Source organism: Caballeronia sp. HLA56 (assembly GCF_054655155.1).
Genome location: NZ_BAAHOB010000002.1, coordinates 679,521 through 702,327 on the forward strand (window position 1 = coordinate 679,521; position 22,807 = coordinate 702,327).

Here is a 22,807-nt window from a genome sequence, read left to right on the forward strand (position 1 = left end):
ATGGTTCAGGACTTCAGCAAGGACATCGCGTTTTCCAACGATCTGGCCGAGGATGCCGTCGCGTTCGCGCACTCGCAGCAGTTCCAGGACGTGGCGAGCGCGGCGCATGAACATCTGCTCACGCGTATCGAGGAACTCGGCGCCGAATTCGGGCGATGGTCGCGCCAGGCCATCCAACAATTCGTCGATCTGGAGATGGACAGCTTCGTGCGCCTGCGACGCATCCCGCTCAACGAGAGCGAGGTACGCCTCGTCGCGGCCGCGCTCACGAAGGAGCTCGCGGGCTTCGGTCCGATCGAGGACTTGCTCGCCGATGCCGCCGTGGAAGACATCCTCATCAACGGCTATAGCGATGTCTACGTGTCGCGTCACGGCATGCTCGAAAAGATTCCCGTGCGCTTTGCGGACAACGCGCACCTCTTGCGCATCGTGCGGCGGATTCTCGCGCCCATCGGCCGACGGCTCGACGAGTCGAACCCGATGGTCGATGCGCGCCTGCCAGACGGCGGCCGCCTGAACGTGGTCATCGAACCGTTGTCGATCGACGGGCCGGTGGTGTCGATCCGCAAGTTTCGCCGCGATCCGCTGCGCCCCGACGATTTGCTCGCGAACTCCACGTTCAATCAGGAGATCAGCTCGCTGCTCGAAGCGGCGGTGGAGGCGCGCTGCAACGTGCTCGTCTCGGGCGGCACGAGTTCGGGCAAGACGTCGCTGCTCAACGCGCTCGCGTTCTTCATTCCGAAGCACGAACGCGTCGTGACGATCGAGGATACGGCCGAGTTGTCGCTCAATCATCCGCATGTGGTGCGGCTCGAAAGCCGTCCGGGCGGCTTCGACGGCGCGGGCGTCGTGTCGATTCGCGATCTCTTGCGCAACACGTTGCGGATGCGGCCCGACCGGATCATCGTCGGCGAAGTGCGCGGTGGCGAAGTGCTGGAAATGCTGCAGGCGATGAACACCGGCCACGACGGCTCGATGGGGACCGTGCACGCGAGTTCACCGCGCGAGTGCCTTTACCGGCTGGAAATGCTCGCGGGTTTCGCGGGCTTTCAGGGCACCGAGGCAAGTTTGCGGCGGCAGATTGCGAACGCCATCGACTTTATCGTGCAGATCGGGCGGCTCTCGAACGGCAAGCGGCGCATTCTTTCCGTGACGGAAGTCACCGGGCTGTCGGACAACATCATCGCGATGCAGGAGTTGTATCGCTACGACCCCGTCGCCGATGCGAATGGCGAGGAAACCGACCGCTGGACCTCGCTCGGCATTCATCCGAGCTCGCCCAAGCTCGCGAAGTATCGGCAGGCGTTGGGCGCGTCGCTTGCAGAAGGATTCGGCAAAAGCGGTGGCGGCGGTTTCGGCGGCTTCGGCGGAGGCTTCCGTGTCTAGAGGCACGGCGCTCGTCGCAATGCTCGCGCTGTTGTTCGCGGCCGCCGCGCTCGCCTTGTGGCGGCGCGGCGCGCAAAAGCACGAACGCATGCTCGCCGCGCGCTTCGTTGAGCGGCAGGTTATGGCGTCGCACGCAACGCCGCGGCCGCGCACTGCACGGCAGCCCGAGCAGTCGCGGGCATCGGCGAACACGCACTCGGGCGTGAGTGTCGAGATTGCGCGAGACATCGTGCGGGCGCGTGCCGCTTATGGACATCTGATGCGGCGTGCGGGAATCGAACGGCCGCGCGCTTTCTTTTTCGTCACGCTCGTCGCCGCGGCGCTGGCCGCATTCTGGATGACAGCGCGCACGAACGCATTGCTTGGGCTTGCGGCCGCCGCGCTCGTGCTTGCCGTGACGGCGGCAGCGCTTTTTTGGCGCGCGCAGAAAAGACGTCAGCGTATCGTGCGGCAGTTGCCCTCGTTCATGGATGGCATCGTGCGGCTCATCGTCATCGGTCATAGCGTGCCGGCGGCGTTTCAGACCGCGCTCGCAAGTACGGAGCCGCCGCTCGCCGATTGCCTCGACCGCGTGTTGCCGATGCTGCGTACCGGCATGGAGATCGATCACGCGCTCGGCGCGGTGGCGCGGATGTATCGCGTGCGCGAGCTCGAACTGGTGGGCGCGGTGCTGCGCGTATCGGTGAAATACGGCGGGCGCTCGGACGTGATGCTCGACCGCATGTCGGCGCTCATGCGCGATCTGGAACAGGCCGACCGCGAACTCGTCGCGCTGTCGACGGAAACGCGCCTCTCATCGTGGGTGCTCGGTCTCCTGCCCGTTCTGCTCGGCGCGGCGGTGATCGTCACCAACCCTCAATATTTCGATGCGATGTGGACCGATCCGCTCGGCCAGCGGCTCGTGTACGCGGCGCTCGGCCTGCAAATGCTCGGCGTGTGGCTGCTGTTTCGCATGGCGAGGCTCAGGACATGAGCGCGCGCGCCGTAAACGTTAAGAGGACGCGATGCATCTGACGCCCAACCTCGTGGCCGCGTTCGCCGTGCTCGCGCTCGCATGCGCCGCCGCCCTGATCGGCGCGCTCGCGTTGAGCCGCTACGCGCGCATGCAACGCTCGGCGCGCACGCTGGAAGGTGCGCTCACGCAACGTGTCGCGGCAGGCGCGCCGGTATCGACGGATAGCGGGCCCGCGCGCAGCGAAGCGCCGCCGACGGGCCTGTTCGCCGCCATCGGTCGCGCGAGCATCGCGTGGCTCGATACCTCGTTCGGGCGCATCGCCGTGGCCGACGAAGACCGCCGCCTGCTCGATCGCTGCGGCTATCTCGACGCGCGCGCTCGCGGCGCTTTCATGCTGGCGCGCATCGCGGGCGCGGCGCTCGCGCCGGTCGCGCTGATGTTGCTCGCGCGTGGCACGCCGCACGGCGCGCGTTTCATGCTGCTGCTGTTCGTCGCGCTGTCGGGCGGCTTCATGGCGCCGAAGTGGTTCGTGCAGAGCCGGGCGAACGCGCGTCAGCGTGCGGTCGGCAACGAGCTGCCGATGTTCGTCGATCTGTTGCGGTTGTTGCAGGGCGTGGGGTTATCGCTGGATCAGAGCCTGCAAGTGATGATCCACGACTTCAAAACGGTGCTGCCGATCTTGTCGAAGGAACTGGCGGCGGCGCAGGCGCAGTTTGCGACGGGCCGCACGCGCGAGCAGTCGCTCAAGCGCCTTTCCAGCAGCTACGAGAACGAAGACCTCGCGGCGGTCGTGCGGCTCGTGATTCAGGTGGAGAAATACGGCGGCGCGGTGCAGGAGCCGCTCAGGCAGTTCGGCGACCGTCTGCGCGAGGCGCGGCGTGCGGCGCTGCGTGAGCGCATCGGCAAAGTCACCGTGAAGATGACGGGCGTGATGGTGCTGACGCTGTTGCCTGCGCTGCTCATCGTCACCGCGGGGCCGGGGTTTCTCGCGGTATTGCATTCGCTTTCGGGGCTTCATCGATGACGCAATCTTCAATCAACCGGACGCGACTCGTCACGCTTGCCGCTATCGGCGCATGCATGCTGTTAGGCGGATGCGCGAGCAAGATGGAAAGCGGCTACGGCGTCGGCATTCAGGCCGAACGTCAGGCCGCGCTCGATCAGGCGATGCATCGCGATGCCGCGCCCGACACGCCCGGCATGTATCTGGCGCTCATCGACCGGATGCAGTCGCAAGGGTTGTACTTCGCGTCGCTCGCGCATATCGACGCTTACGAGCAGCAGTATGGCGAGTCGCCCGACACCATTCTCTTGCGCGCCGATGCACTGCGTCAGACCGGCCAGACACAGCCCGCCGAAGCAGCTTATGCGCGTCTCGCCGATACCTCGTTCGCCGCACGCGGTCTGCGTGGACTGGGTTTGCTGGCCGGCCAGGCGGGCGACTTCCGGCTGGCGGCAATGCGCTTCGAAGCCGCCGCGCAGCGCGCGCCGACCGATGCCGCGACGCTGTCCGACCTGGGGTACGCGAAGCTGCGCGAAGGCGACATAGCGGGCGCGCGCGTGCCATTGATGAAGGCCGCCGAACTCGCCCCGGACAACGCGAAGATCATGAGCAACGTCGCGCTCTTCCTGCTTTCGAGCGGGCAGGCCGCGAACGCGCAGGGATTGATGACGCAACAGAAGTTCGCGCCGGACGTGCAGCAGGCCATTCAGGGCGATGCAAAGCGCGTGCAGCAGGCGGCGCGCACGTATCGCGCGCAAGTGCAGGACGAAGGCGGCGGTAGCCGTATCGCGTCACGTTGAAATCGAATCGAGCGAGGAAGCAGTCGATGAAAGCATCGTCAATGGCAGCGATCTGGTTCAGCGCGATGGCGCTCGTATCCGCAGCGCGGGCCGAGGAAGGCGCACCGGCAGCAAGCGAAGTCGGTCACGCAACCGAAGCCTGGCTCACGTTGCAGTCGAGCAATGCCGCAGCCGGTCCCGCGCGCCCGATGCCCGGCGCGCAAGCGAGTCTTGCCTACGCGCGCTACATGAAGTCGTTCGAGACGGCCATTCCCGAGCGCTACGGCTCGTCGCTGGAACAGGCGGGGCGGCCGGCGCTCGATGTCAACTATCACGACGCGGACTGACCGGCCCATGACACGGCCTTTTCGCCATCGACCAGCGCGGCGCGCGCAACGCGGCGTGGCGGGCACGCTCGCGGCCATCTGGCTAATCGTGGCGGTGGCGGCGCTCGGCGCGATCGACGTCGGCAATTTCTTTTTCGCGCGCCGCAGCCTGCAAAGCGCGGCCGATCTCGCGGCTACAGCAGGCTCGCAAGTCGCCGATGCCGCGTGCACGCGCGCCACCGCCGCCGCGACGGGCAGCGCGGCGGTCAACGGCTTCGATGCCACCGCGTCGGGCAACGGCATGACGACCGCGTGCGGCCGCTGGGACACGCAAGCGAACGCCGCGCCCGACTACTTCGCGGCGGGCGGCACGCCGATCAACGCGGTGAAAGTCGTCGCGACGCGCACCGTGCCGTACTTCTTCGTGGGGCCGGCACGCACGGTGACGGCGACGGCCGTCGCCAAGGTCACGGATATCGGCGCGTTCAGCATCGGCACGACGCTCGCGAGCATCGGCCCGGGACCGATCAACGGCCTGCTCAACGCGCTGCTCGGCACGAGCCTCAATCTCTCGCTCGCGTCGTATCAGGGACTCGCCGATACCCGCGTGAAAATCGCCGATCTGGTGACGGCGGCGGGCGTGGGCACGGTCGATCAACTGCTCGCCACGAGTCTCACGGCCGCGCAGATCGCGCGCCTGATGGTGAACGCGCTGCAAACGACGAGCGTGGCCAACGCCAATCTCTCGACGGCGCTTGGCGCGATGCAGACCATCGCGAGCGCCAATATCCCGGGCAATCAGACGATCTCGCTCGGCAAGACATCGACGGCGCCGGGGCTGCTTTCGGTGGCGCTCGCCAACACGCAATCCGCGCTCAACGCGACCATCAGCCCGTTGGACGCGCTCTTCGTCATGGCCGAGATCGCGCAGGCCGGGAAGTCGGCGGTGAATGTGGCGGGCGGGTTGAATCTGCTCGGGATTTCCGCCGGGCTGACCGTGCAGGTCATTCAGCCGCCGGTGCTTGCCATCGGCGAAGCGGGACAGGATGCCAACGGCAACTGGCGCACGCAGGCGCAGACCGCGCAAGTGCGCGCATCGCTCGATGTCACGGTCGGCACGCTGTCGCTCGTGCTCGGTCCGCTCTTCGGCAACATCGCGCCAACCGTGCATCTGCCCGTGGTCGTGGAGGCCGTGGCGGGCTCCGCGTACCTTGCGTCGACGCAATGCAAGGGGCCGCCGCTCGCGCGGCGCTCGGTCATCGGCGTCAACAGCACGGTGGCGAACGTGTGTGTCGGCGACACCCCCGCGGGCACCGCCGCCTGCTCGCAACCGGCGACGCTCGTCAACGTGCTCGGACTGCTGACGGTCACCGCCAAGGTGACCACCGGCTCCGTGCCTTCGGCATCGGGCACGCTCACGTTCGATGGCCAGAGCGGCAACAGCGACGACTATCAAACACTTGCATCGCTGCCGGGGAAGACGCTCGCCAACGCGTTGTCCTCGCTCAACACGAGTCTCTCGGCGCCTGGCGGTTTGATACTCGCGTCGCCGCTGCTTCCGTCCGCGCTGCTCAATAGCATCGCACCGCTGCTGCTTGCCTTGCTCACGCCCGCATTGACCACGATACTCGCCGGACTGGACCAGGTCCTCGTCCCCGTCCTGCAACTCCTCGGCGCGCAGATCGGCACGAGCACGATTCACGACTTGTCGCTTACCTGCGGCGAATCGCAACTGGCGTACTGAACGACATGAGACAGATCACCAAAATCGATGGCCTCGACATCCACGTGTGGGAGGGCAAGTCCGACATCGTCGAGCGCGTGGTGCGCTGCATGTCCAGTCACGAAGTGGATGTATTACGCGCGGACGGCACGTCCATCAGCGCGCCGCGCGATTCGTCGCGCCCGGCGATCGCGATCATCAGCGTAAGCGTGATAGACAGCGGCGCGTTCGTGCTGCGCGACTGGGAAGCGCGTCATTCGATGCCCGTGGTCTGGGTCGGCGCGGCGCCGCGCGAACGCGATCCGTCCATGTTTCCCGCCGATTATTCGCACATCCTGCCGCTCGATTTCACCGGCGCCGAATTGCGCGCGATGGTCTCGAAACTCGCACAGCAATTGCGCGCGCATGGCGAGGAAGCGCAGGCGTCGCATGCGTTGATCGCGCATGCCGAATGCATGCAGGCGCTCTTGCATGAAGTCGATACCTTCGCCGATTGCGATACGCCCGTGCTTCTGCACGGCGAGACCGGCGTCGGCAAGGAGCGCATTGCGCAATTGCTGCACGAGAAGCATCGCCGCTATGGCGAAGGTCCGTTCGTGCCGGTGAACTGCGGCGCGATTCCCGATGGTCTCTTCGAGTCGCTGTTCTTCGGGCATGCGAAGGGATCGTTCACGGGTGCGGTGCTTGCGCATAAAGGCTACTTCGAGCAGGCCAACGGCGGCACGCTTTTTCTCGATGAAATCGGCGATTTGCCGCTCTATCAGCAAGTCAAGCTGCTGCGCGTGCTGGAAGATCAGGCGGTCACGCGGCTCGGTTCGGCGACGCCCGTGCGGCTCGAATTCCGGCTTATCGCGGCAAGCAACAAGAGCCTGCCGCAGCTCGTGAAGGACGGCACTTTTCGCGCGGACCTCTATTACCGGCTCGCGGTCATCGAACTCAAGATTCCGACGCTGGAAGAACGCGGCGCGGCCGACAAGATAGCGCTCTTCAAGTCGTTCATCAACGAAGTGGTGGGCAAGGAGAAGCTCGAGTCCTTGCCCGAGTTACCGTACTGGCTGGCGGACGCCGTCGCCGATGTCTATTTTCCCGGCAACGTGCGCGAGTTGCGCAATCTGGCGGAGCGCGTGGGTGTGACGGTGCGGCAACTCGGCTCGTGGGACGAAGGGCGCGTCAAGCGGCTCCTCGTGCTCGCGCGCAATGCGCAACCCGTGGATAACGCCACTGAGCTGCTCGTCGACCGCAGCAAGTGGGACATGAACGAACGAAATCGCGTGATCGCGGCGCTCGAAGCGAACGGCTGGCGCCGGCAGGACACGGCGTTGCATCTGGGCATCAGCCGCAAGGTGCTGTGGGAGAAGATGCGCAAGTTCCAGATCTTCGATGAGGAACCGGAGACGCGCCCGCTCTGAGTGCCGCGCTCGGGTATCGATTCCGGGCGTCCAAAAAAAACGCCGACGCATGCCTACGTCGGCGAAGTTCTGGCGTTTCGAGGGCTGCCAGAAGCTCTGGGCGGCCGGATGAAATCAGTGGGTCCGGCCTTATGTCCTTTCAACCTTCCATACAGGCGGTGCGCGCCTTCATGCGGCGTCCGCGATACGCATCGCCGAGCGCCGGCTGGTTTGCCGCGTGATTGCATGGGCTCTCTGCATGCCTTGCATGTCCGCGTGAGCATCCACGCCCGGCACGTTGTCCATGCCAAACGTGGGCCGCGCGAGCAGGAAGCCTTGCGCGAGCACATGCGGCCACTGCGCGAGCCATTGCGCCTGCGCGGGCGTCTCCACGCCTTCGACGACGATCGATACCTTGAGCCGCGTGAGCAGCGCGAGCACCGAGGAAAACACCATGCACGCATTCGGGCAGCGCGGCGCTTCCGCGAGCAACTCCTTGGCGATCTTCACGGTGCCGAAGTCGATCGGCCCGAGCGCGGCGAGGCACGCGTAGCCGGTACCGAAATCATCCATCGCAATGTTGACGCCTTTATTACGGAAGCGCTGGACGACCTGTTGAATCGACGGAAAGAGCGCAAGATCCTCGCTTTCCGAGAGTTCGAGTTCGATATAGCTCGACGCGATGCCATGCGCCACGCAGATCGCTTCCATGCGTTTTGCGAAGCCCGGCATGGCGGCGACCGAAGGCGGCACGTTGACCGCGACGGGATAACGCTTGCCGCCGCGCGCGAGCCACGCGGCGATATCGCCTGCAACGGCATCCATGACGAACCAGGTGATCTTCACCATGACGTCCGGGTCCTGCAACGCCTCGCAGAACGCGCCAGGCAAGAGCACGCCATAGTCTGGATGACGCCAGCGGATGAGCGCTTCCATGCGCGCGAGCTCGCCGCTGTCGACTCGGTAGATTCCCTGATAGGCGATACAAAACTCGCCAGCCGCGAGACCCTGAAGTACGCGACGCCTCAATGCCTGACCGGAGTCGCGCACGACGTTCTCGACCTGCGAGCGGGATGTCGTTGTACTCATGCTTTGCCGCCCTCCCTTAGTGTTCAAGAGAAGGTTTGCAGGAGTCGTGCCAGTTTGGATATACGCGGCGGTTCGGCGTTCGGATGCGGACTTCAGAAAGGGAAAACCCGAATTTTTGCCGGTGTTGAGCGATCCTCGGAAGCATCGGGAAGAGCGTATCGGTCAAAGGTAACGTTACGTCGAGGCAAGCGTTACGCCCGCATGCGTCGTCACCGTGCACGGCGCCTTGTAGTTTCGAGCCTGTGTGTAATAACTTTTGCAATGCTGACTAGTGGAAAGCGCACGTTCGCGGCTCAGTAAGTGATGGTCGCAAGGATGGTATCGCTATAAGTTCCGGCGGTGGGTGTGGCTTGCGGCAGCACGCGCGCATAGACCGTGATCGCCTGACTCGAACCGGTGCCGGTGCCTGCAAGAGCCGGCGCGGAATTCGTGCCATCGCCCCACGGAGTCGAGTAAGCCGCGTTCTGATAGAGCTGATAACGCACCTGTTCGCTGCCGCCGCCGCGCGTCATGCGCCGGTCCGCGACGCTTGCGCCGCTGCCGCCGCCGGCCGATAACGTTATCGAGTAAGGGTCGTTGTTGGTGCATGCCACGCTCAGTGTGCCCGTTGCCGTCAAGGCGCCATCGAGTAGTCCGGCCGTGCCGAAATTGATGTTGGTCGCGGCAAGCGTGCAATCGTTGATGACGGTCGCGCTCACGGTAAAGGAAAGGGCGTTCGAATTGGCGGTCACGGTCGAGCAGTTGGGCGGCGAAACGACGTATTGCTGATACGTCATTTCGGCCTGCGTCGCGCCCGAGAATGTCGATAGATACGTTCCCGCGACGAGCGTGCTCTGACCCGCCGCGATGCGTCCATAAAACGGCAAGGTACGGCTGCCGGATGCCGTGCCGAGCGCGAGGGTAAGCGGTATGTCGAGCGCCACCGCGCCGTAACTCGCGGAGCGCCGCGAACCCCAGATCGTGCCGCCGGTCGAATCGGCATAGAGGTTGTATTGCAGCGTGCTGGCGCCGTTGGCCGCCAGGCGCGGCGCGTAGGACGCACCTGCGCTGCCCGTCCCGATGCTGATGCACGCCCGCACCGGCAAGGTCAGCACGAAGCCCGTGCAAGACACCGTCACCGAGCCCGAGACGTTCGCGGACGAATCCGTCGCGGGCGCGATCGATCCGAAGTTGATGCTCGATATCGACGCCGTGCACACTTGCGCACGCACCGGCGTCGTCATGAAGACGAACAGCGCGATAGCCAAGAACCATGCGCGCTTCATGGCGACGCGCTCTTGCAGGTGAATGGGCTGAGCGTCGGCAAGGCGTGTGCTTGCGCCGTGAAGGCAACGTGCGCTTCGCAGGACGTGCCGGATGACGTGGCGTCGAGCGTATTGGTCGCGGCGAGATCGTCGATAAAGGCGAGTCCGTCGTAGCCGACGACGTATCGCTTGCCGGTCTCGCGGTGCGTAAGCGTCGTGCCCGGCGGCAAGGGAGCGCTTGCGGCATCGACGAGCTGCAGTTGTGCGCCGCTGAAACCCCGTATCGGAAAACGCGCGACGACGCCCGCCCGCGATTGCGGCGCGAGATTGAGCTGCGTGGTGGCGATGGAGGTATTGGCGGGAAGATCGAGCGGGTCGATGCCGAGATGATTCGCCTGATACGCAATCAGATCCGGCACCAGCAGATGCCCCGCGCCATTGGTCTTGCCGATCTCGCGGTTCTCGTGCAGCACGGGCACGTTCGCTACGCCATCGGTGGAGACGAGCGCGAAGGCGTCGTCGATACGGCGGCCCGCGAGCACATCGCCTTCCATCATCACGATGGAGCCCGATGCGTCCAGCTCGCCATACACGCGCGACTGCACGCTCGCCACGGTGCCGAGCAAATCGCCATAGCGAGTGCGATACGCGCCTTGCGCAAGCGACTGCTGCACGCCGTTCTGATGCGCCGTCTGCGCTTGCCAGCCAAAGCCGCCGCCGTAGTCGGCCGTCTTCGTCACCGATGCGCCGAAGAGCGGTTTGCCGTGATCGCTGCCTGCATCGACGCTCGCGTTGAGGGCGCCGCCGAGCGCGAAGGCGAGCGCCACGAAGACGCCGGTGTTACGCGTGTCGCCGAAGTCGTGATACACGCTCGCCGATAGCGACGTGCCGCGCGGCAACGTCACCGTGTACGCCAGCGAACCGATGCGCGAGTCGCCGTAGTAGGGATCGGCAAGACCCACGTAACTCGCGCTTGCCGTGCTCGAAGAACCCAGCACGCGCACGGGCGCGGCAAGCGTCGCGCGATACGTCGAACGCGGCACGGGCGTGCCTTCGGCGGACGCCAGATCGCTGTAGTGAGGCGTCGCTTTCTGCGCTTGCAGATCGACGGAAAGCGCGGGCGTGCGCCATTGCCATCCCACCGAAACCTGCATGCCGCTGCCGCCATGCGGCGCTTGCGGAACATAAGGCGGCAAACTGCTATCGAAGCCGTTGTAGAAGCTTGCCGGATACGTATAAAGGGGCGCGGGATTCAAGCCGCCGTTGCCCGCGCTGCCCGCCAGCGACACATTGAAGACGCCCGCTTGTCCGATGCCGAACAATACGCCGGCGCCCGCGTTGTAGACGCCGCGCGTGGCTTCGCCGTGTGCTTCGAGCGTGATGGTATCGGTTATGCCGCGCCTGATCGACGCCGATGCCGACGGGTCGCCCGCATAGTCGAACGAGCGCAGCGCATACGCGCGGCGCACGAAGCCCGCTTCGACGGAGAAGTCCGTGAGGCCGCTTGCGAGCAGACGCGCGTCGATATAGAGCGGCACCGTCGTCATTACGCTGCGGCCGAGCACATCGCGGCTCACGATCACCGCTTCGCCCGCGCCGTTGATGGCCGGCACCGCATTGATGACGAACGGTCCCGAGGGCGCCGCGCCGCTGAACTGGCGCACATTGTTGACGTAGAGATCGACGGCGCTCGGCACGGCGGCCGAACCGCCGAGCGCGGGCACGGGATACGTGACGAGATCGGGCCGCAAGCCGAAATCGCGCGATAGTTGCGCGCCCCCCATGCGCACCGGGCGCGTCCACGTGAGCGATGAGGAAATCGTGTCGCCGATGCGCGTGGTCATGAGTGAAGCGGTGTCCGAATAGCTCCACGACGTATCGAGCCGCACGTAGCGGCGGCTGTCCGCATACCAGTACGCCGTGCCGGTGTTGTCGAAGAGGCCGCCCGGATAGAAGAAACGTTCCTCGCCATAGAAGCCGTATTGCGCCGGCGAGTTGGTCTGCACGCTCGCTTCGTAGTTGATGACGAGGCCCGTGCCGGTTGCGGCCACCGGCGCGCGTGCCGGAATGTTGGAAAGCGCGGAAGGCACGCGGCGCGCATCGGCGGCTTCGAGGTCGATGCGTTGCTGTTGCTCGAAGTATCGATAACGCAGGCCCGGCACGACACCCAGCGCGATGCGGCCGTTCGCTTGCGCTTGCAGGTCGTCGGTGCGCAAGCCGAGTTCGCGCAATTCGCCGGGCGTCGTGTAGATCGTCTCGTCGGTCACGAAGAATTGCGCGATCTTTTGCGTCGATGTTCCGTTGATCGACACTTCGAGATACAGCTCGCCGCGTTCATGGGGAAGGGCGCCTTGCATCTGCATGGGCGCTGTCGCCGGTGTCGAGTCGTTCGCGTGTGACCACGCGGGCATGGCGGACCACACGATGATCGGCACGAGACGAAGCACATGAGCGCGTGACCGGCTCGCACGCGGGCGCGGCGATGGCATCCACGGCCTAGCGGTCGGAGCCCGGCGTTCCCGGCTCGACGTTCACACGCATGGTCACGGGCTCGCCGTTGACGACGGCGTGCAAGGTCGCCCACGTGCCATTCGCAGGCGCGCCCTGCACGGGCCAGCGGCGCGCGGCGCCGGGCAACGCATAGCCGAGCAGTCCCGCCGAGACTTGCGTGCTCTGACCATCGGACCAGTCAAGACGAACGCGGCTCAATTGCGCATGCGTTTGCGCGCCGTTCGACACGCGCAGCATGACGTCGGTTTCGTTGCTTGCCTGGCTCTTGCGTTCCAGCGCGAACTTCAACGCGGGTGAGCGCGCTTCGTCCGCGCCCACGAAGACCGGCACCGAATAGCGCAACTGCATGCGCACGCCCGTGTTCTGCGCGCTCTGTGCGTTCGGAATTTCATCGATCAGCAGACGATACGTCTCCTCGCGCGCAAGCGGCTCGCTTCCCACTCGCAGAATGCGGATGGTCTGATCGCCGTTCGGCGCGATCTGCACGATCGGCGGACTCGCGACGATGGCGGCCGTGCGCTCCAGATGGTCTTCGTCGAGCGACTGCGTCCATGCGAACACGCGTACCTGAGCATTGAGCGGCGCACTGCCGTCGTTATGCAGCGTGAGCGCGGCGGCGGGCCTTTCGGCGGAGAGATCGAGCCGGATAGGCGACACTTGCAAGGCCGCCGCCGATACGTTCGCCGCGTACAGAAGGCACCACCACGAGAAGCCCGCCAGCGCACACGCGAGCGCCCGCCTGCCGGGCCGCGCGGCCCGGTAACACTGCGATGAGCGCATGCTAGAACGTGACGGTAGCCGTGACGACGGATGAATACGTGCCCGCGGCCGGCGTGGTCTGCGGCGCGACGCGGCCATAGACCGTGACCGTCTGCGCCGCGCCCGTGCCGGTGCCGGAGACCGTGTCGGTGCCGACCGTCTGGCCCCAGACGAGCGTGCGCGCGGCATCGCGATAGAGCTGATAGGCGACCGTCGGCAGAGGCGTGCCCGTGCCCGCGAGCAGCCGGTTCGGCACCGTGGAACCCGACACCGAACCCGCATCCAGCCCGACGTTATACGACGCGCCGTTCGAGCAGGTGACGCTCAACGTGGTGGTCTGATCGATGTTCGCCGCGATAACACCCGAGTTGCCGAAATTGAGCGGATTGGCCGCGATCTGGCAATCGTTCTGCAGCGTGAGGGATACGGTGAAGGTAGTGGTTCGCGTGGCTGCGTTCGCTCCGAACGGAACGAGCGGCCCCGATGCCAACGCGATGCAAAGCACGGAAACGGCAAGGTTACGGCGACGCATTGTTCACCTCTTCTCTGGAAGTGTCTTCCGCGCGCCAAACGTTTGTGCTGCTCTCTCAGATTTTTGGCGCGTCGTGACGCCCTGATTATGTGCATTCCTCAGACGTTAAAGCGTAAGCGATTGTAACAATGCGTCGCCAAGGGTTCGACGTTTCAGAACGCAATCTCGACGACCGGCTTTTGCGGTCGTTGCGCGGCCTTGATATCGGCGATGCGGACGTCCGCGAAATATTCGCCCGCGAGGATGCGGTACTGGCCGCCTGCGGAACAGGCCACGCTTGGCTGCGTGGCGCCCGTATCGAGCGTACAGATATCGTAGACGGTCAGCGTCACGGGCAACTCTGCGTTGCCGGTGCCTGCGAAAGCGGAAGGTGCCGCGCTGAGCGCGAACGTCACCACGACGGACCATGCCGTCAGCGAACGGATGCTGGATGCCATGAGTTTCACGATGAACAGCGGTGACGGATGCAGCCGACGGCGCGGCCGCGAGCGCCGCTACTTCGGCGCCTCTTTTCGTTTACGGCATCCGCTGAGGAAACTTGATCGAGCGACCCAGCCTCAAGCGGCAGCAGTCTCCGTCACGGGCCGAAGACGTTCGAGCGCACTGCCGTCCTGGTTGAACAGATGCACATGGCGAATGCTGAAGCCCGCGTTCAGGCGTTGTCCTTCGAACGCAGTGGACTCGCCCGAGCCCTTCACTTGAATCACGAGGTCGTTCGGCAATCGCAGATGCAAGAGCGTCTCGCCACCGAGATGCTCGATCACCATCACTTCGCCGGCAAGACCGCTATCGATATCGCCGCCGCATTCCTCGACGAAATGTTCCGGGCGAATGCCGAGCGTGAGCGTCTCGCCCGCCTTCACCGACGAAGCCTTGAAGGGCAGCGTGAGCGCCTCGCCACCGGGCAGTTCGATGCTGACGCCGGCGGCATCGACACGTTGCACGCGCACGTCCATGAAGTTCATCTTCGGCGAGCCGATGAAGCCCGCGACGAAGCGATTATGCGGCGTGCGATAAAGCTCCAGCGGCGTGCCGATCTGCTCCACGCGCCCATGATTCAGCACGACGATTCGATCGGCCATGGTCATCGCTTCGGTCTGATCGTGCGTGACGTAGATCATCGTCGCGTTGAGTTGCTTGTGCAGCTTGATGAGTTCGAGGCGCATCTGCACGCGCAAGGCGGCATCGAGATTCGAGAGCGGTTCGTCGAAGAGAAACACTTGCGGTTCGCGCACGATCGATCGCCCGATGGCAACGCGCTGACGCTGTCCGCCCGACAACGCGCGCGGCCGGCGTTCGAGCAGTTGACCGATCTGCAGGATCTCGGCTGCGCGCTGCACGCGTTCCTTGATCTGCGCTTCGGGCAGCTTCAGCATGCGCAGTCCGAACGCGATGTTCTCGTACACCGTCATGTGCGGATAGAGCGCATACGACTGAAACACCATCGCCACGCCACGCTGCGATGGTTCGAGTTCGGTGACGTCTTCACCGCCTATCAGTATTTGCCCTGAATCGCTGCGTTCGAGCCCGGCGATGCTTCGCAGCAAGGTGGACTTGCCACATCCCGATGGTCCGACGAAGACCATGAACTCGCGGTCCTTCACCTGAATGTCGACGCCCTTGAGCACATCGGTGCCTGCAAAGGACTTGCGGATCTGCTGTAGATGAACGGCGCTCATGCCTGTCTCCGTCTATGGCCGAGCCACGAGTATGTTCATCGCAGCGCAGCATCGAATGGCTTCGTCGATTTAGTTCTTGACAACCTGTTCGGGCCAAAATATACAATTGTAAAACCGAAATTACAAGTGAAACGACACAGACGGTCTTCGCCGCATACGCCGTGTTTTCCACCCGTTTCCCTTCGCACTCGCAGGAACCGAAAGACGCTACGAACGAATCCGCAAGCCATCACTGCTCTAAAAAAATCAAAGGAGACAGGCATGAAGAAGCGCTTCACCCAGGTGAGACAACTTGGTCCCGTCAAGCACGTAGCGGCTGTCGCGCTACTTGCGGCTAGCGCGGCTTTCGCCGCATCGAACGCACAGGCGTGGACGCTCAAGGAAGCCGCGGAGCCGTATTCTGGCACCACCATCAAGGCTATCTTTCTGGATCGTCCCGGCTACAAGGCAGCACAAACCCTGATACCGCAGTTCGAGAAAGAGACGGGCATCAAGGTGCGCTGGGAAGTGATTCCGTACGAGAACACGCGTGAGAAGGAAGTGCTCAACTTCGTGGGCGGCGGCGATCAGGACATCGTGCTCGTGGACGTCGTGTGGATCGGCGAATTCGCGAGTAACAAGTGGCTCGTGCCCATCAAGAAGTTCACGGACGACCCCAAGCTCGCGGACCCGAATCTCAATCTGAAGGGCTTCTTCCCGATTCTGCTCGACTCGTTCGGCACATGGGACAAGGTCACGTATGGCCTGCCGTTCGATAATTACTCGGGCCTCATGTTCTACAACAAGTGCATGCTGAAGGACGCGGGTTTCGACGAGCCGCCGAAGACCTGGGACGAGTTGCTGACAACCTACGCGCCGAAGCTCACGAAGGGCGACAAGTTCGCTTTCGCGTTGCAGTCGCGGCGCGGCGAGACGCAATCGGCGGATAGCTTCATGCGCGTGTTGTGGCCCAATGGCGGATCGCTTCTCGATGCTAAGTTCAAGTCGAACCTGATGTCGCCGCAATCGCAAGCGGGCCTCGAATACCGGCAAAAGCTGATGAAGTACATGCCGCCGGGTATCGTCGATTTCGATCACGCCGAAGCCGTCAACGCGCTTGCGCAAGGGCAGGTCGCGATGATCACCGAATGGTCCGCTTTCTATCCGACGCTCACCGACCCGAGCAAGTCGAAGCTCGGCAACTGTCTTGCGATCACCACCGAACCGAAGGGGCCGGCGGGACTCAAGCCCGCGCTCGGCGGCTTCTCGCTTGCCGTGAATGCAAAGGCCAGCGCGAAGAAGCAAGCGGCATCGTGGCTCTTCATCCAATGGATCACGTCCGAGGCCATGGCGAAGCCTTATCTCGAGGCGGGCGGCGTGCCGGCACGCACGGCGGTCTATCAGGACAAGGCGGTGCAGGACAAGTATCCGTTCGTGAAGCCGATGGTCGAATCGTGGCAAGGCGGCGTGCCGGATTATCGTCCGCGTTTCCCCGAGTGGCCGGCGGTGTCGGAAGTCATCGGCGAATGGGGCAGCAAGATCATGCTCGGTCAGGTGACGGTGAAGGATGGCGCGCAGACCATCGGTCAGAAGACCGAGGACATCCTGAAAAAAGCCGGCTATTACGACGGCAAGAAGCCTTTGCTCAAGTAATCGGCTGAACGCTAAACATCAGGAACCGGAGGCGATCGAATGGCAGGCGTGGCAACTTCTCCAAGGCTCGGAAAGCGGACGCGTTACTTTGGCGTGGTGCCGCGAACGCCTGCCTTCTGGTTCCTGATTCCGGCGATATTCGCGCTGGCGGTCATCGGCATTTACCCGCTGCTGCTGGCGCTCTATAACTCGTTTCATCAGTACAAGCTCGCCGATCTCGCGTCGGGCACGCCGTTCGTGGGCATCGACAATTACGTGGCGACGCTCACCGATCCCTCGTTCTGGGGCGCGCTCGGCCGCACTGCGTTGTTCCTTTGTCTTACCTTGCCGATCGAGGTCGCACTCGGGCTCTTTGCGGCGTTGATGCTGCACCGTATCGACTTGCGATGGATGCGCGCCGCCGCTCGCGTGAGCCTCGTCATTCCAATGGCGACAACTTATGCGGTCGTGGGCCTAATCGGCCGCCTGATCTTCAACCGGCAGTTCGGCGTGGCGAACTATCTGGCGGGCCTCTTCGGCATTCCGCCGCAAGACTGGCTTGCCGATCCGACGCTTGCGTTCGTCTCCGTGATGATCATGGATATCTGGCAGTGGACGCCGTTTTGCGCGCTGATTCTGCTGGCCGGGCTTTCCATGGTGCCGAAGGAAGCCGAGGAAGCGGCGCGCCTCGAAACGCCGAAGTGGAGCATGATTCTTTGGCACTTGCAGCGACCGTATTTGCTGCCGGGTTTGACGGCCATCCTCATTCTGCGCTCGGCCGACATGCTGAAGATGTTCGATGCCGTCTTCACCATGACGCGCGGCGGCCCCGGCACCGCGACGGAGTTCATCAGCATCTATATCCAGCGCGTGGGCTTTCGTCTCTTCGATCAGGGCATGGCGTCCGCTCAGGCCATCATTCTCTTGATCCTGACTATCGTGCTGTCGCGTCTTTATATCCGCTTCGTGTACCGGGAGGCCGCGTGAGTTCTCCGACCCTGCAAGCCGCAAATGGCGGCATGACCAAGCGTGCCCTGCGTGCGCGTGCCGCACGCAAACGCGCCACCGTATGGCACTTTTTCGGTCTGGCGATCGTCTTTCTGTCGTCCGTGTTTCCCTTCTACTGGATGGTGACGACGAGCCTGAAGAGCCAGTCCGACGCGCTCGCGTATCCGCCGAAGTGGCTGTTCAGTCCCACGTTTCATCACTATTCGGCGGCGCTTTTCGAGCATGACGTGGCGGGCAGTCTGCTCAACTCGCTCATCATCGCGAGCAGCACGACGGTGCTTGCCATTCTGCTCGGCGCGCCCGCTGCCTATGCGCTCGCACGCTTCGAATTTCGTGGCAAGGAAGATCTGTGGTTCTGGTTCATCTCGAATCGCATGGTGAGCCCCGTGGTGCTCGCGGTGCCGTTCTTTCTGATTGCGACCAAGCTCGATCTCGTCGATACGCACATCGTGCTGATTCTTCTTTATCTGACCTTCTCGTTGCCGATCGTCGTATGGATCTGCACCGACCAGTTCCGCAATATTCCCGTGGAACTCGACGAGGCCGCGCGGCTCGATGGCGCGTCGCCGTGGCGCGTGTTCTGGCGCATCAACTTGCCGCTCGCGATGCCGGGCATCGTCGTATCCGCCATCTTCGCTTTCATCTTCTCGTGGAACGATCTGCTCTATGCGCTCGTGCTGACACGCACCGATGCCATTACATCGCCGGTCGCCGCGACGAGCTACATGAGCGGTTACGAATTGCCCTGGGGCGAGATCATGGCCACGGGTACGCTGATCGTCCTGCCGATGGTCGTCTTCGCGCTGCTCGTGTCCGGGCGGCTGGTGCAAGGTCTCACGATGGGCGCGGTGAAGTAGACTCCTTCGGCCTTCCATTGTGACCAGACACTCGATATGAGCAAGACAGTACCACCCCTAGCCTTCGCCGAAACCGACGAATCCATCGACTCGGAAGAGGAATTGCAGGCGCGCGTCGCGTGGCACTACTACGTCGGCAACCTGACGCAGCAGGAGATCGCGGAACGTATAGGCAGCAACCGCGTGCGCGTGAACCGGCTGCTCGCGGCAAGCCGCGAGTCGGGTCTCGTGCAGATCACCATCAACAGCAAGATAGCGCCATGCGTCGCGCTGGAAGAAGCGCTCAGCAAACGCTTCGGTCTTGAATGCGCGGTGGTCGTGCCGACCGGTGCGAACACCGAAGCGAACAACGCGGCGCTCGGTATCGGCGCGGCGAGCTACTTTTCGAGGCAGATAGTTGCAGGGCAAACTATCGGGCTTGGCTGGGGACGCACGATCCGCGCCGTGCTGCGCGCCATGCCGCAACGCAGTTATGGCGCGGTGTCGGCGGTGTCGCTGCAAGGCGGCCTGTCGCATTGCCCGAGCATCAACACGTTCGATATCGTTTCCGACTTCGCGGATATCTGCCGAGCGGACGGATATCTGTTCGCCGCGCCCATCTACGTCAGCAGCCAGAAGGCGCGCGACGTGATCTTGCAGGAAGGCACCGTGCGCGAGACCTACGAACTCGCGCGCAACTCCGACCTCGCCCTGTTGACTTGCGGCGATCTGACGGAATCCCTCGTCGTGACCTATGGCATCGACAATCCGGAGCAATTGCGCACGCTCGAAAAAGCGGGCGCGGTCGGCGACATGCTCGGGCATTTCATGGATGAAGACGGCGAGCTGATCGATCATCCGCTGAATCGCCGCACCGTTGCGATCACGCTCGAAGACTTGCGCAAGCTGCGTCGCGTGGTTCTCGTCAGTGGCGGGGCGAAGAAGTTTCATGTCACGCGTGCGGCGTTGCGCGGACGCTATCCGTCGGTGCTCGTGACCGATGAAGACACGGCGCGGCGACTCTGCGACGAACCTTGAAGAGAACATGACCGACACCATCGACCGTAACCGCGAGTTTGCAGGCAAGACCGTGCTCGTCACCGGCGCGGGCAAGGGCATCGGCCACGCGACCGTGCATCTCCTGATCGAACGCGGCGCGCGGGTCGTTGCCTTGAGCCGCAGCGCTGCCGACCTCGTGCAACTCAAGGAAGAGACCGGCTGCGAAACCATTGCCGTCGATCTCGCAAATGCCGATGCCACCCGCGAGGCCGCGCGCGGCGCGCAACCGGTCGATCTGCTCGTGAACTGCGCGGGCATCGCGCAATTGCAGCCGTTCCTCGAGACGACCGCCGAAGCGTTCGATCTCACCATGAACGTCAACGTGCGCGCCGCGATGATCGTCGCGCAGGAGTGCGCGAAGAGCATGATCGCGCGCAATGCGGGCGGGGCCATCGTCAACGTGTCGAGCTTGTCGGCGACCGTCGGCTTGCCGTTGCATGCGGCGTATTGCGCGTCCAAGGGCGGACTCGACGCAATGACGCGCGTGATGGCCGTCGAACTCGGACCGCACGGCATCCGCGTCAACGCCGTGAACCCTGTCGTGACGATGACGCCCATGGCCGAGCGAGCCTGGAGCGACCCCGTCAAATCCGGCCCGATGCTCGCGCGCATTCCGCTGAACCGCTTCGTGCAGCCCGTGGAAGTGGCGCGCTCCATCGCCTATCTGCTAAGCGACGATTCCAGCATGGTCAGCGGCGTGAGCCTCGCCATCGACGGCGGCTTTCAGGCGGGCTAGCCAACAATAAACATTTCAAGGAAGGAGCGACGATGGAAGCACTGGTTCTCGAAGAAGCACGGCGTATCAGCTTGCGGCCGTTCAGCTTGCCGCAGGTGGTCGGACCGCGCGACGTGCGTATCCGCATTCACACGGTGGGCATTTGCGGCAGCGACATTCACTACTACCAGCATGGCCGCATAGGACCGTTCGTCGTCAATGAGCCGATGGTGCTCGGGCATGAAGCGTCGGGCACGGTCATCGAGGTCGGCGATGAAGTGAGCAATCTCAAGGCGGGCGACCGCGTGTGCATGGAACCCGGCGTGCCGGACATGGAGTCGCGTGCATCGCGTGAAGGGCTTTATAACCTTGACCCCAAGGTGCGCTTCTGGGCCACGCCGCCCGTGCATGGCTGTCTCGCGCCGTTCGTCGTGCATCCCGCGGCCTTCACGTACAAGTTGCCGGACAACGTGAGCTTTGCCGAAGGCGCGATCGTCGAGCCGCTCTCCATCGGCTTGCAGGCTGCGAAGAAAGCCGCGATCAAGCCGGGCGATGTCGCCGTCGTGCTGGGTGCGGGCACCATCGGCATGATGTGCGCGCTGGCGGCGCTCGCAGGTGGATGCAGCCGCGCCATCGTCTGCGATCTCGTGCAGGAGAAGCTCGATCTCATTGGCGCGGTGCAGGGCGTGACGGCCGTGAATATCCGCGAACGCAATGCGAAGGACGTGATCGCCGAACTGACCGACGGCTGGGGCGCGGATATCGTGATCGAGGCGAGCGGCAATGAGAAGGCCTTCGAGGGCATTGTCGATCTGTTGTGTCCCGGTGGCTGCCTCGTGCTGGTCGGCATGCCGCAGCGCGCCATTGCCCTCGATGTGGTCGCCGTGCAGATCAAGGAAGCGCGCATCGAATCCGTATTCCGCTACGCGAATATTTTCCCGCGTGCGATCCAGTTGATCGCATCCGGCAAGCTCGATGTGAAGCCGTTCATCTCGCGCACATTCCCCTTCGCCGATGGTATCAAGGCGTTCGAGGAAGCATCGAGCGGCCTGCCTACGGATGTGAAAGTGCAGATCGTGCTCGAAGAATAACGAACGCCAAAACGATAACCGGAGACACGAACATGACGGATATGACGGCCATTGTGTGCCGCGCGCCGAAGGACTATCGCGTGGAGCGCGTCGCGCGCCCGACGCCGGGCAGAAACGAGATCGTCATTCGCATTGCCGCATGCGGAATTTGCGCGAGCGACTGCAAATGCTGGTCGGGCGCGAAGATGTTCTGGGGCGGCCCGAACCCTTGGGTCAAGGCGCCGGTCATTCCAGGCCATGAATTCTTCGGCTACGTGGAAGAACTGGGCGAGGGGGCGGCCGAGCACTTCGGCGTGAACGATGGTGACCGCGTAATTGCCGAACAGATCGTGCCGTGCGCGAAGTGCCGCTATTGCAAGTCCGGGCAATACTGGATGTGCGAAGTGCATAACATCTTCGGCTTTCAGCGTGAAGTGGCGGATGGCGGCATGGCCGAATACATGCGCTTCCCGCCGACAGCCATCGTTCACAAAATTCCGGACGGCATCTCGCTCGAAGATGCCGCGATCGTCGAGCCGCTCGCGTGTGCCATTCATACGGTGAATCGCGGCGATATTCAGCTAAGCGATGTCGTCGTGATCGCAGGCGCGGGACCGCTCGGTTTGATGATGACGCAAGTCGCGCATCTCAAGACGCCCAGGAAGCTGGTCGTGATCGATCTCGTGGATGAGCGGCTGGAACTCGCGCGCGAATACGGCGCGGATATCACCATCAATCCCAAGAGCGACAACGCGCTCGACATCATCCTCTCGATCACGGACCAATACGGTTGCGATGTCTATATCGAAACCACAGGCGTGCCTGCCGGCGTGTCGCAAGGGCTGGAATTGATTCGCAAGCTTGGACGCTTCGTGGAGTTCTCCGTGTTCGGTGCGGATACAACGGTCGACTGGTCGATCATCGGCGACCGCAAAGAACTCGACGTGCGCGGCGCGCATCTCGGTCCTTATTGCTATCCCATCGCTATCGACTTGCTGGCGCGCGGGCTCGTGACTTCCAAGGGCATCGTCACGCACGACTTTTCCCTGGAAGAATGGGACGAAGCGATCAAGACCGCCAATTCACTCGACTCAATCAAGGTTTTGCTCAAGCCTAAGAGCGCTTGAAGCGGGT

The 22,807-nt window shown here is 63.6% G+C and carries 21 protein-coding genes; 14 read left to right on the plus strand and 7 right to left on the minus strand.

Features of this window, described 5'->3' with window-relative positions; translation table 11 throughout:
* From ACYQ47_RS09465 to ACYQ47_RS09495, 7 genes are read left to right on the plus strand one after another with little or no spacing between them, the layout of a single operon-like run.
* A complete protein-coding gene (locus ACYQ47_RS09465; protein ID WP_244831002.1) occupies nucleotides 1–1,386 on the plus strand; it encodes a CpaF family protein in 1,386 nt (461 codons plus the stop codon).
* Nucleotides 1,379–2,359, plus strand: coding sequence for a type II secretion system F family protein (locus ACYQ47_RS09470; protein WP_459905206.1), 981 nt, complete (start codon nucleotides 1,379–1,381; stop codon nucleotides 2,357–2,359). Before ACYQ47_RS09465 ends, ACYQ47_RS09470 begins: the two co-directional genes overlap by 8 nt.
* A 37-nt stretch (nucleotides 2,360–2,396) precedes the next feature.
* Nucleotides 2,397–3,365, plus strand: coding sequence for a type II secretion system F family protein (locus ACYQ47_RS09475; RefSeq protein WP_404989406.1), 969 nt, complete (start codon nucleotides 2,397–2,399; stop codon nucleotides 3,363–3,365).
* Nucleotides 3,362–4,144: a pilus assembly protein gene (locus tag ACYQ47_RS09480; protein ID WP_459905207.1), complete on the plus strand. Its 783-nt coding sequence runs from the start codon at nucleotides 3,362–3,364 to the stop codon at nucleotides 4,142–4,144. Before ACYQ47_RS09475 ends, ACYQ47_RS09480 begins: the two co-directional genes overlap by 4 nt.
* A 26-nt stretch (nucleotides 4,145–4,170) precedes the next feature.
* A complete protein-coding gene (locus ACYQ47_RS09485) occupies nucleotides 4,171–4,470 on the plus strand; it encodes a DUF3613 domain-containing protein (RefSeq protein WP_250494555.1) in 300 nt (99 codons plus the stop codon).
* 7 nt (nucleotides 4,471–4,477) lie between these two features.
* Nucleotides 4,478–6,193 (plus strand): TadG family pilus assembly protein, encoded by a 1,716-nt coding sequence (locus tag ACYQ47_RS09490; RefSeq protein ID WP_250494556.1) that lies wholly within the window; start codon nucleotides 4,478–4,480, stop codon nucleotides 6,191–6,193.
* Between the two features lie 5 nt (nucleotides 6,194–6,198).
* Nucleotides 6,199–7,581, plus strand: coding sequence for a sigma 54-interacting transcriptional regulator (locus ACYQ47_RS09495; protein ID WP_244830823.1), 1,383 nt, complete (start codon nucleotides 6,199–6,201; stop codon nucleotides 7,579–7,581).
* A 168-nt stretch (nucleotides 7,582–7,749) separates the two neighbouring features.
* Here the strand turns inward: ACYQ47_RS09495 and ACYQ47_RS09500 are convergent, their stop codons facing one another.
* The 7 genes from ACYQ47_RS09500 to ACYQ47_RS09530 all read right to left on the minus strand — a co-directional run bounded on the left by ACYQ47_RS09500 (nucleotide 7,750) and on the right by ACYQ47_RS09530 (nucleotide 15,374).
* Nucleotides 7,750–8,649 (minus strand): EAL domain-containing protein, encoded by a 900-nt coding sequence (locus ACYQ47_RS09500; RefSeq protein ID WP_459905208.1) that lies wholly within the window; start codon nucleotides 8,647–8,649, stop codon nucleotides 7,750–7,752.
* A gap of 293 nt (nucleotides 8,650–8,942) precedes the next feature.
* On the minus strand, nucleotides 8,943–9,914 hold the full coding sequence (locus ACYQ47_RS09505; RefSeq protein ID WP_250494558.1) for a Csu type fimbrial protein: 972 nt from the start codon (nucleotides 9,912–9,914) through the stop codon (nucleotides 8,943–8,945).
* Entirely contained in the window at nucleotides 9,911–12,382 is a 2,472-nt protein-coding gene (locus ACYQ47_RS09510) for a fimbria/pilus outer membrane usher protein (protein ID WP_459905209.1), read from the minus strand. The genes ACYQ47_RS09505 and ACYQ47_RS09510 overlap by 4 nt, the downstream gene beginning before the upstream one ends.
* 7 nt (nucleotides 12,383–12,389) lie before the next feature.
* The gene (locus ACYQ47_RS09515) at nucleotides 12,390–13,184 is read right to left on the minus strand and encodes a fimbrial biogenesis chaperone (protein ID WP_459905210.1); all 795 of its coding nucleotides are present in this window, start codon (nucleotides 13,182–13,184) and stop codon (nucleotides 12,390–12,392) included.
* Between the two features lies 1 nt (nucleotide 13,185).
* On the minus strand, nucleotides 13,186–13,695 hold the full coding sequence (locus ACYQ47_RS09520) for a Csu type fimbrial protein (protein ID WP_244830818.1): 510 nt from the start codon (nucleotides 13,693–13,695) through the stop codon (nucleotides 13,186–13,188).
* A gap of 152 nt (nucleotides 13,696–13,847) precedes the next feature.
* The gene (locus tag ACYQ47_RS09525) at nucleotides 13,848–14,132 is read right to left on the minus strand and encodes a hypothetical protein (RefSeq protein ID WP_459905212.1); all 285 of its coding nucleotides are present in this window, start codon (nucleotides 14,130–14,132) and stop codon (nucleotides 13,848–13,850) included.
* Nucleotides 14,133–14,252: 120 nt separating this feature from the next.
* Nucleotides 14,253–15,374 carry an ABC transporter ATP-binding protein gene (locus ACYQ47_RS09530; RefSeq protein ID WP_250494562.1) on the minus strand — a complete coding sequence of 374 codons (1,122 nt, stop codon included), beginning with the start codon at nucleotides 15,372–15,374 and terminating at the stop codon, nucleotides 14,253–14,255.
* Between the two features lie 261 nt (nucleotides 15,375–15,635).
* Between ACYQ47_RS09530 and ACYQ47_RS09535 the strand changes: the two genes are divergently transcribed.
* Genes ACYQ47_RS09535 through ACYQ47_RS09565 form a run of 7 tightly spaced genes read left to right on the plus strand, consistent with a single transcriptional unit; the run spans nucleotide 15,636 to nucleotide 22,800 of the window.
* On the plus strand, nucleotides 15,636–17,006 hold the full coding sequence (locus ACYQ47_RS09535; protein ID WP_250494563.1) for an ABC transporter substrate-binding protein: 1,371 nt from the start codon (nucleotides 15,636–15,638) through the stop codon (nucleotides 17,004–17,006).
* A gap of 39 nt (nucleotides 17,007–17,045) precedes the next feature.
* Nucleotides 17,046–17,972 (plus strand): carbohydrate ABC transporter permease, encoded by a 927-nt coding sequence (locus tag ACYQ47_RS09540; protein WP_244830813.1) that lies wholly within the window; start codon nucleotides 17,046–17,048, stop codon nucleotides 17,970–17,972.
* 32 nt (nucleotides 17,973–18,004) lie between these two features.
* A complete protein-coding gene (locus ACYQ47_RS09545) occupies nucleotides 18,005–18,850 on the plus strand; it encodes a carbohydrate ABC transporter permease (protein ID WP_284503485.1) in 846 nt (281 codons plus the stop codon).
* 36 nt (nucleotides 18,851–18,886) lie between these two features.
* The gene (locus ACYQ47_RS09550) at nucleotides 18,887–19,867 is read left to right on the plus strand and encodes a sugar-binding transcriptional regulator (RefSeq protein WP_244830810.1); all 981 of its coding nucleotides are present in this window, start codon (nucleotides 18,887–18,889) and stop codon (nucleotides 19,865–19,867) included.
* Between the two features lie 7 nt (nucleotides 19,868–19,874).
* Entirely contained in the window at nucleotides 19,875–20,624 is a 750-nt protein-coding gene (locus ACYQ47_RS09555) for an SDR family oxidoreductase (RefSeq protein WP_250527664.1), read from the plus strand.
* Between the two features lie 32 nt (nucleotides 20,625–20,656).
* Nucleotides 20,657–21,694, plus strand: coding sequence for an NAD(P)-dependent alcohol dehydrogenase (locus tag ACYQ47_RS09560; protein ID WP_250511042.1), 1,038 nt, complete (start codon nucleotides 20,657–20,659; stop codon nucleotides 21,692–21,694).
* A gap of 32 nt (nucleotides 21,695–21,726) precedes the next feature.
* On the plus strand, nucleotides 21,727–22,800 hold the full coding sequence (locus tag ACYQ47_RS09565; RefSeq protein WP_459905215.1) for an alcohol dehydrogenase catalytic domain-containing protein: 1,074 nt from the start codon (nucleotides 21,727–21,729) through the stop codon (nucleotides 22,798–22,800).
* Nucleotides 22,801–22,807 lie beyond the last annotated feature (7 nt).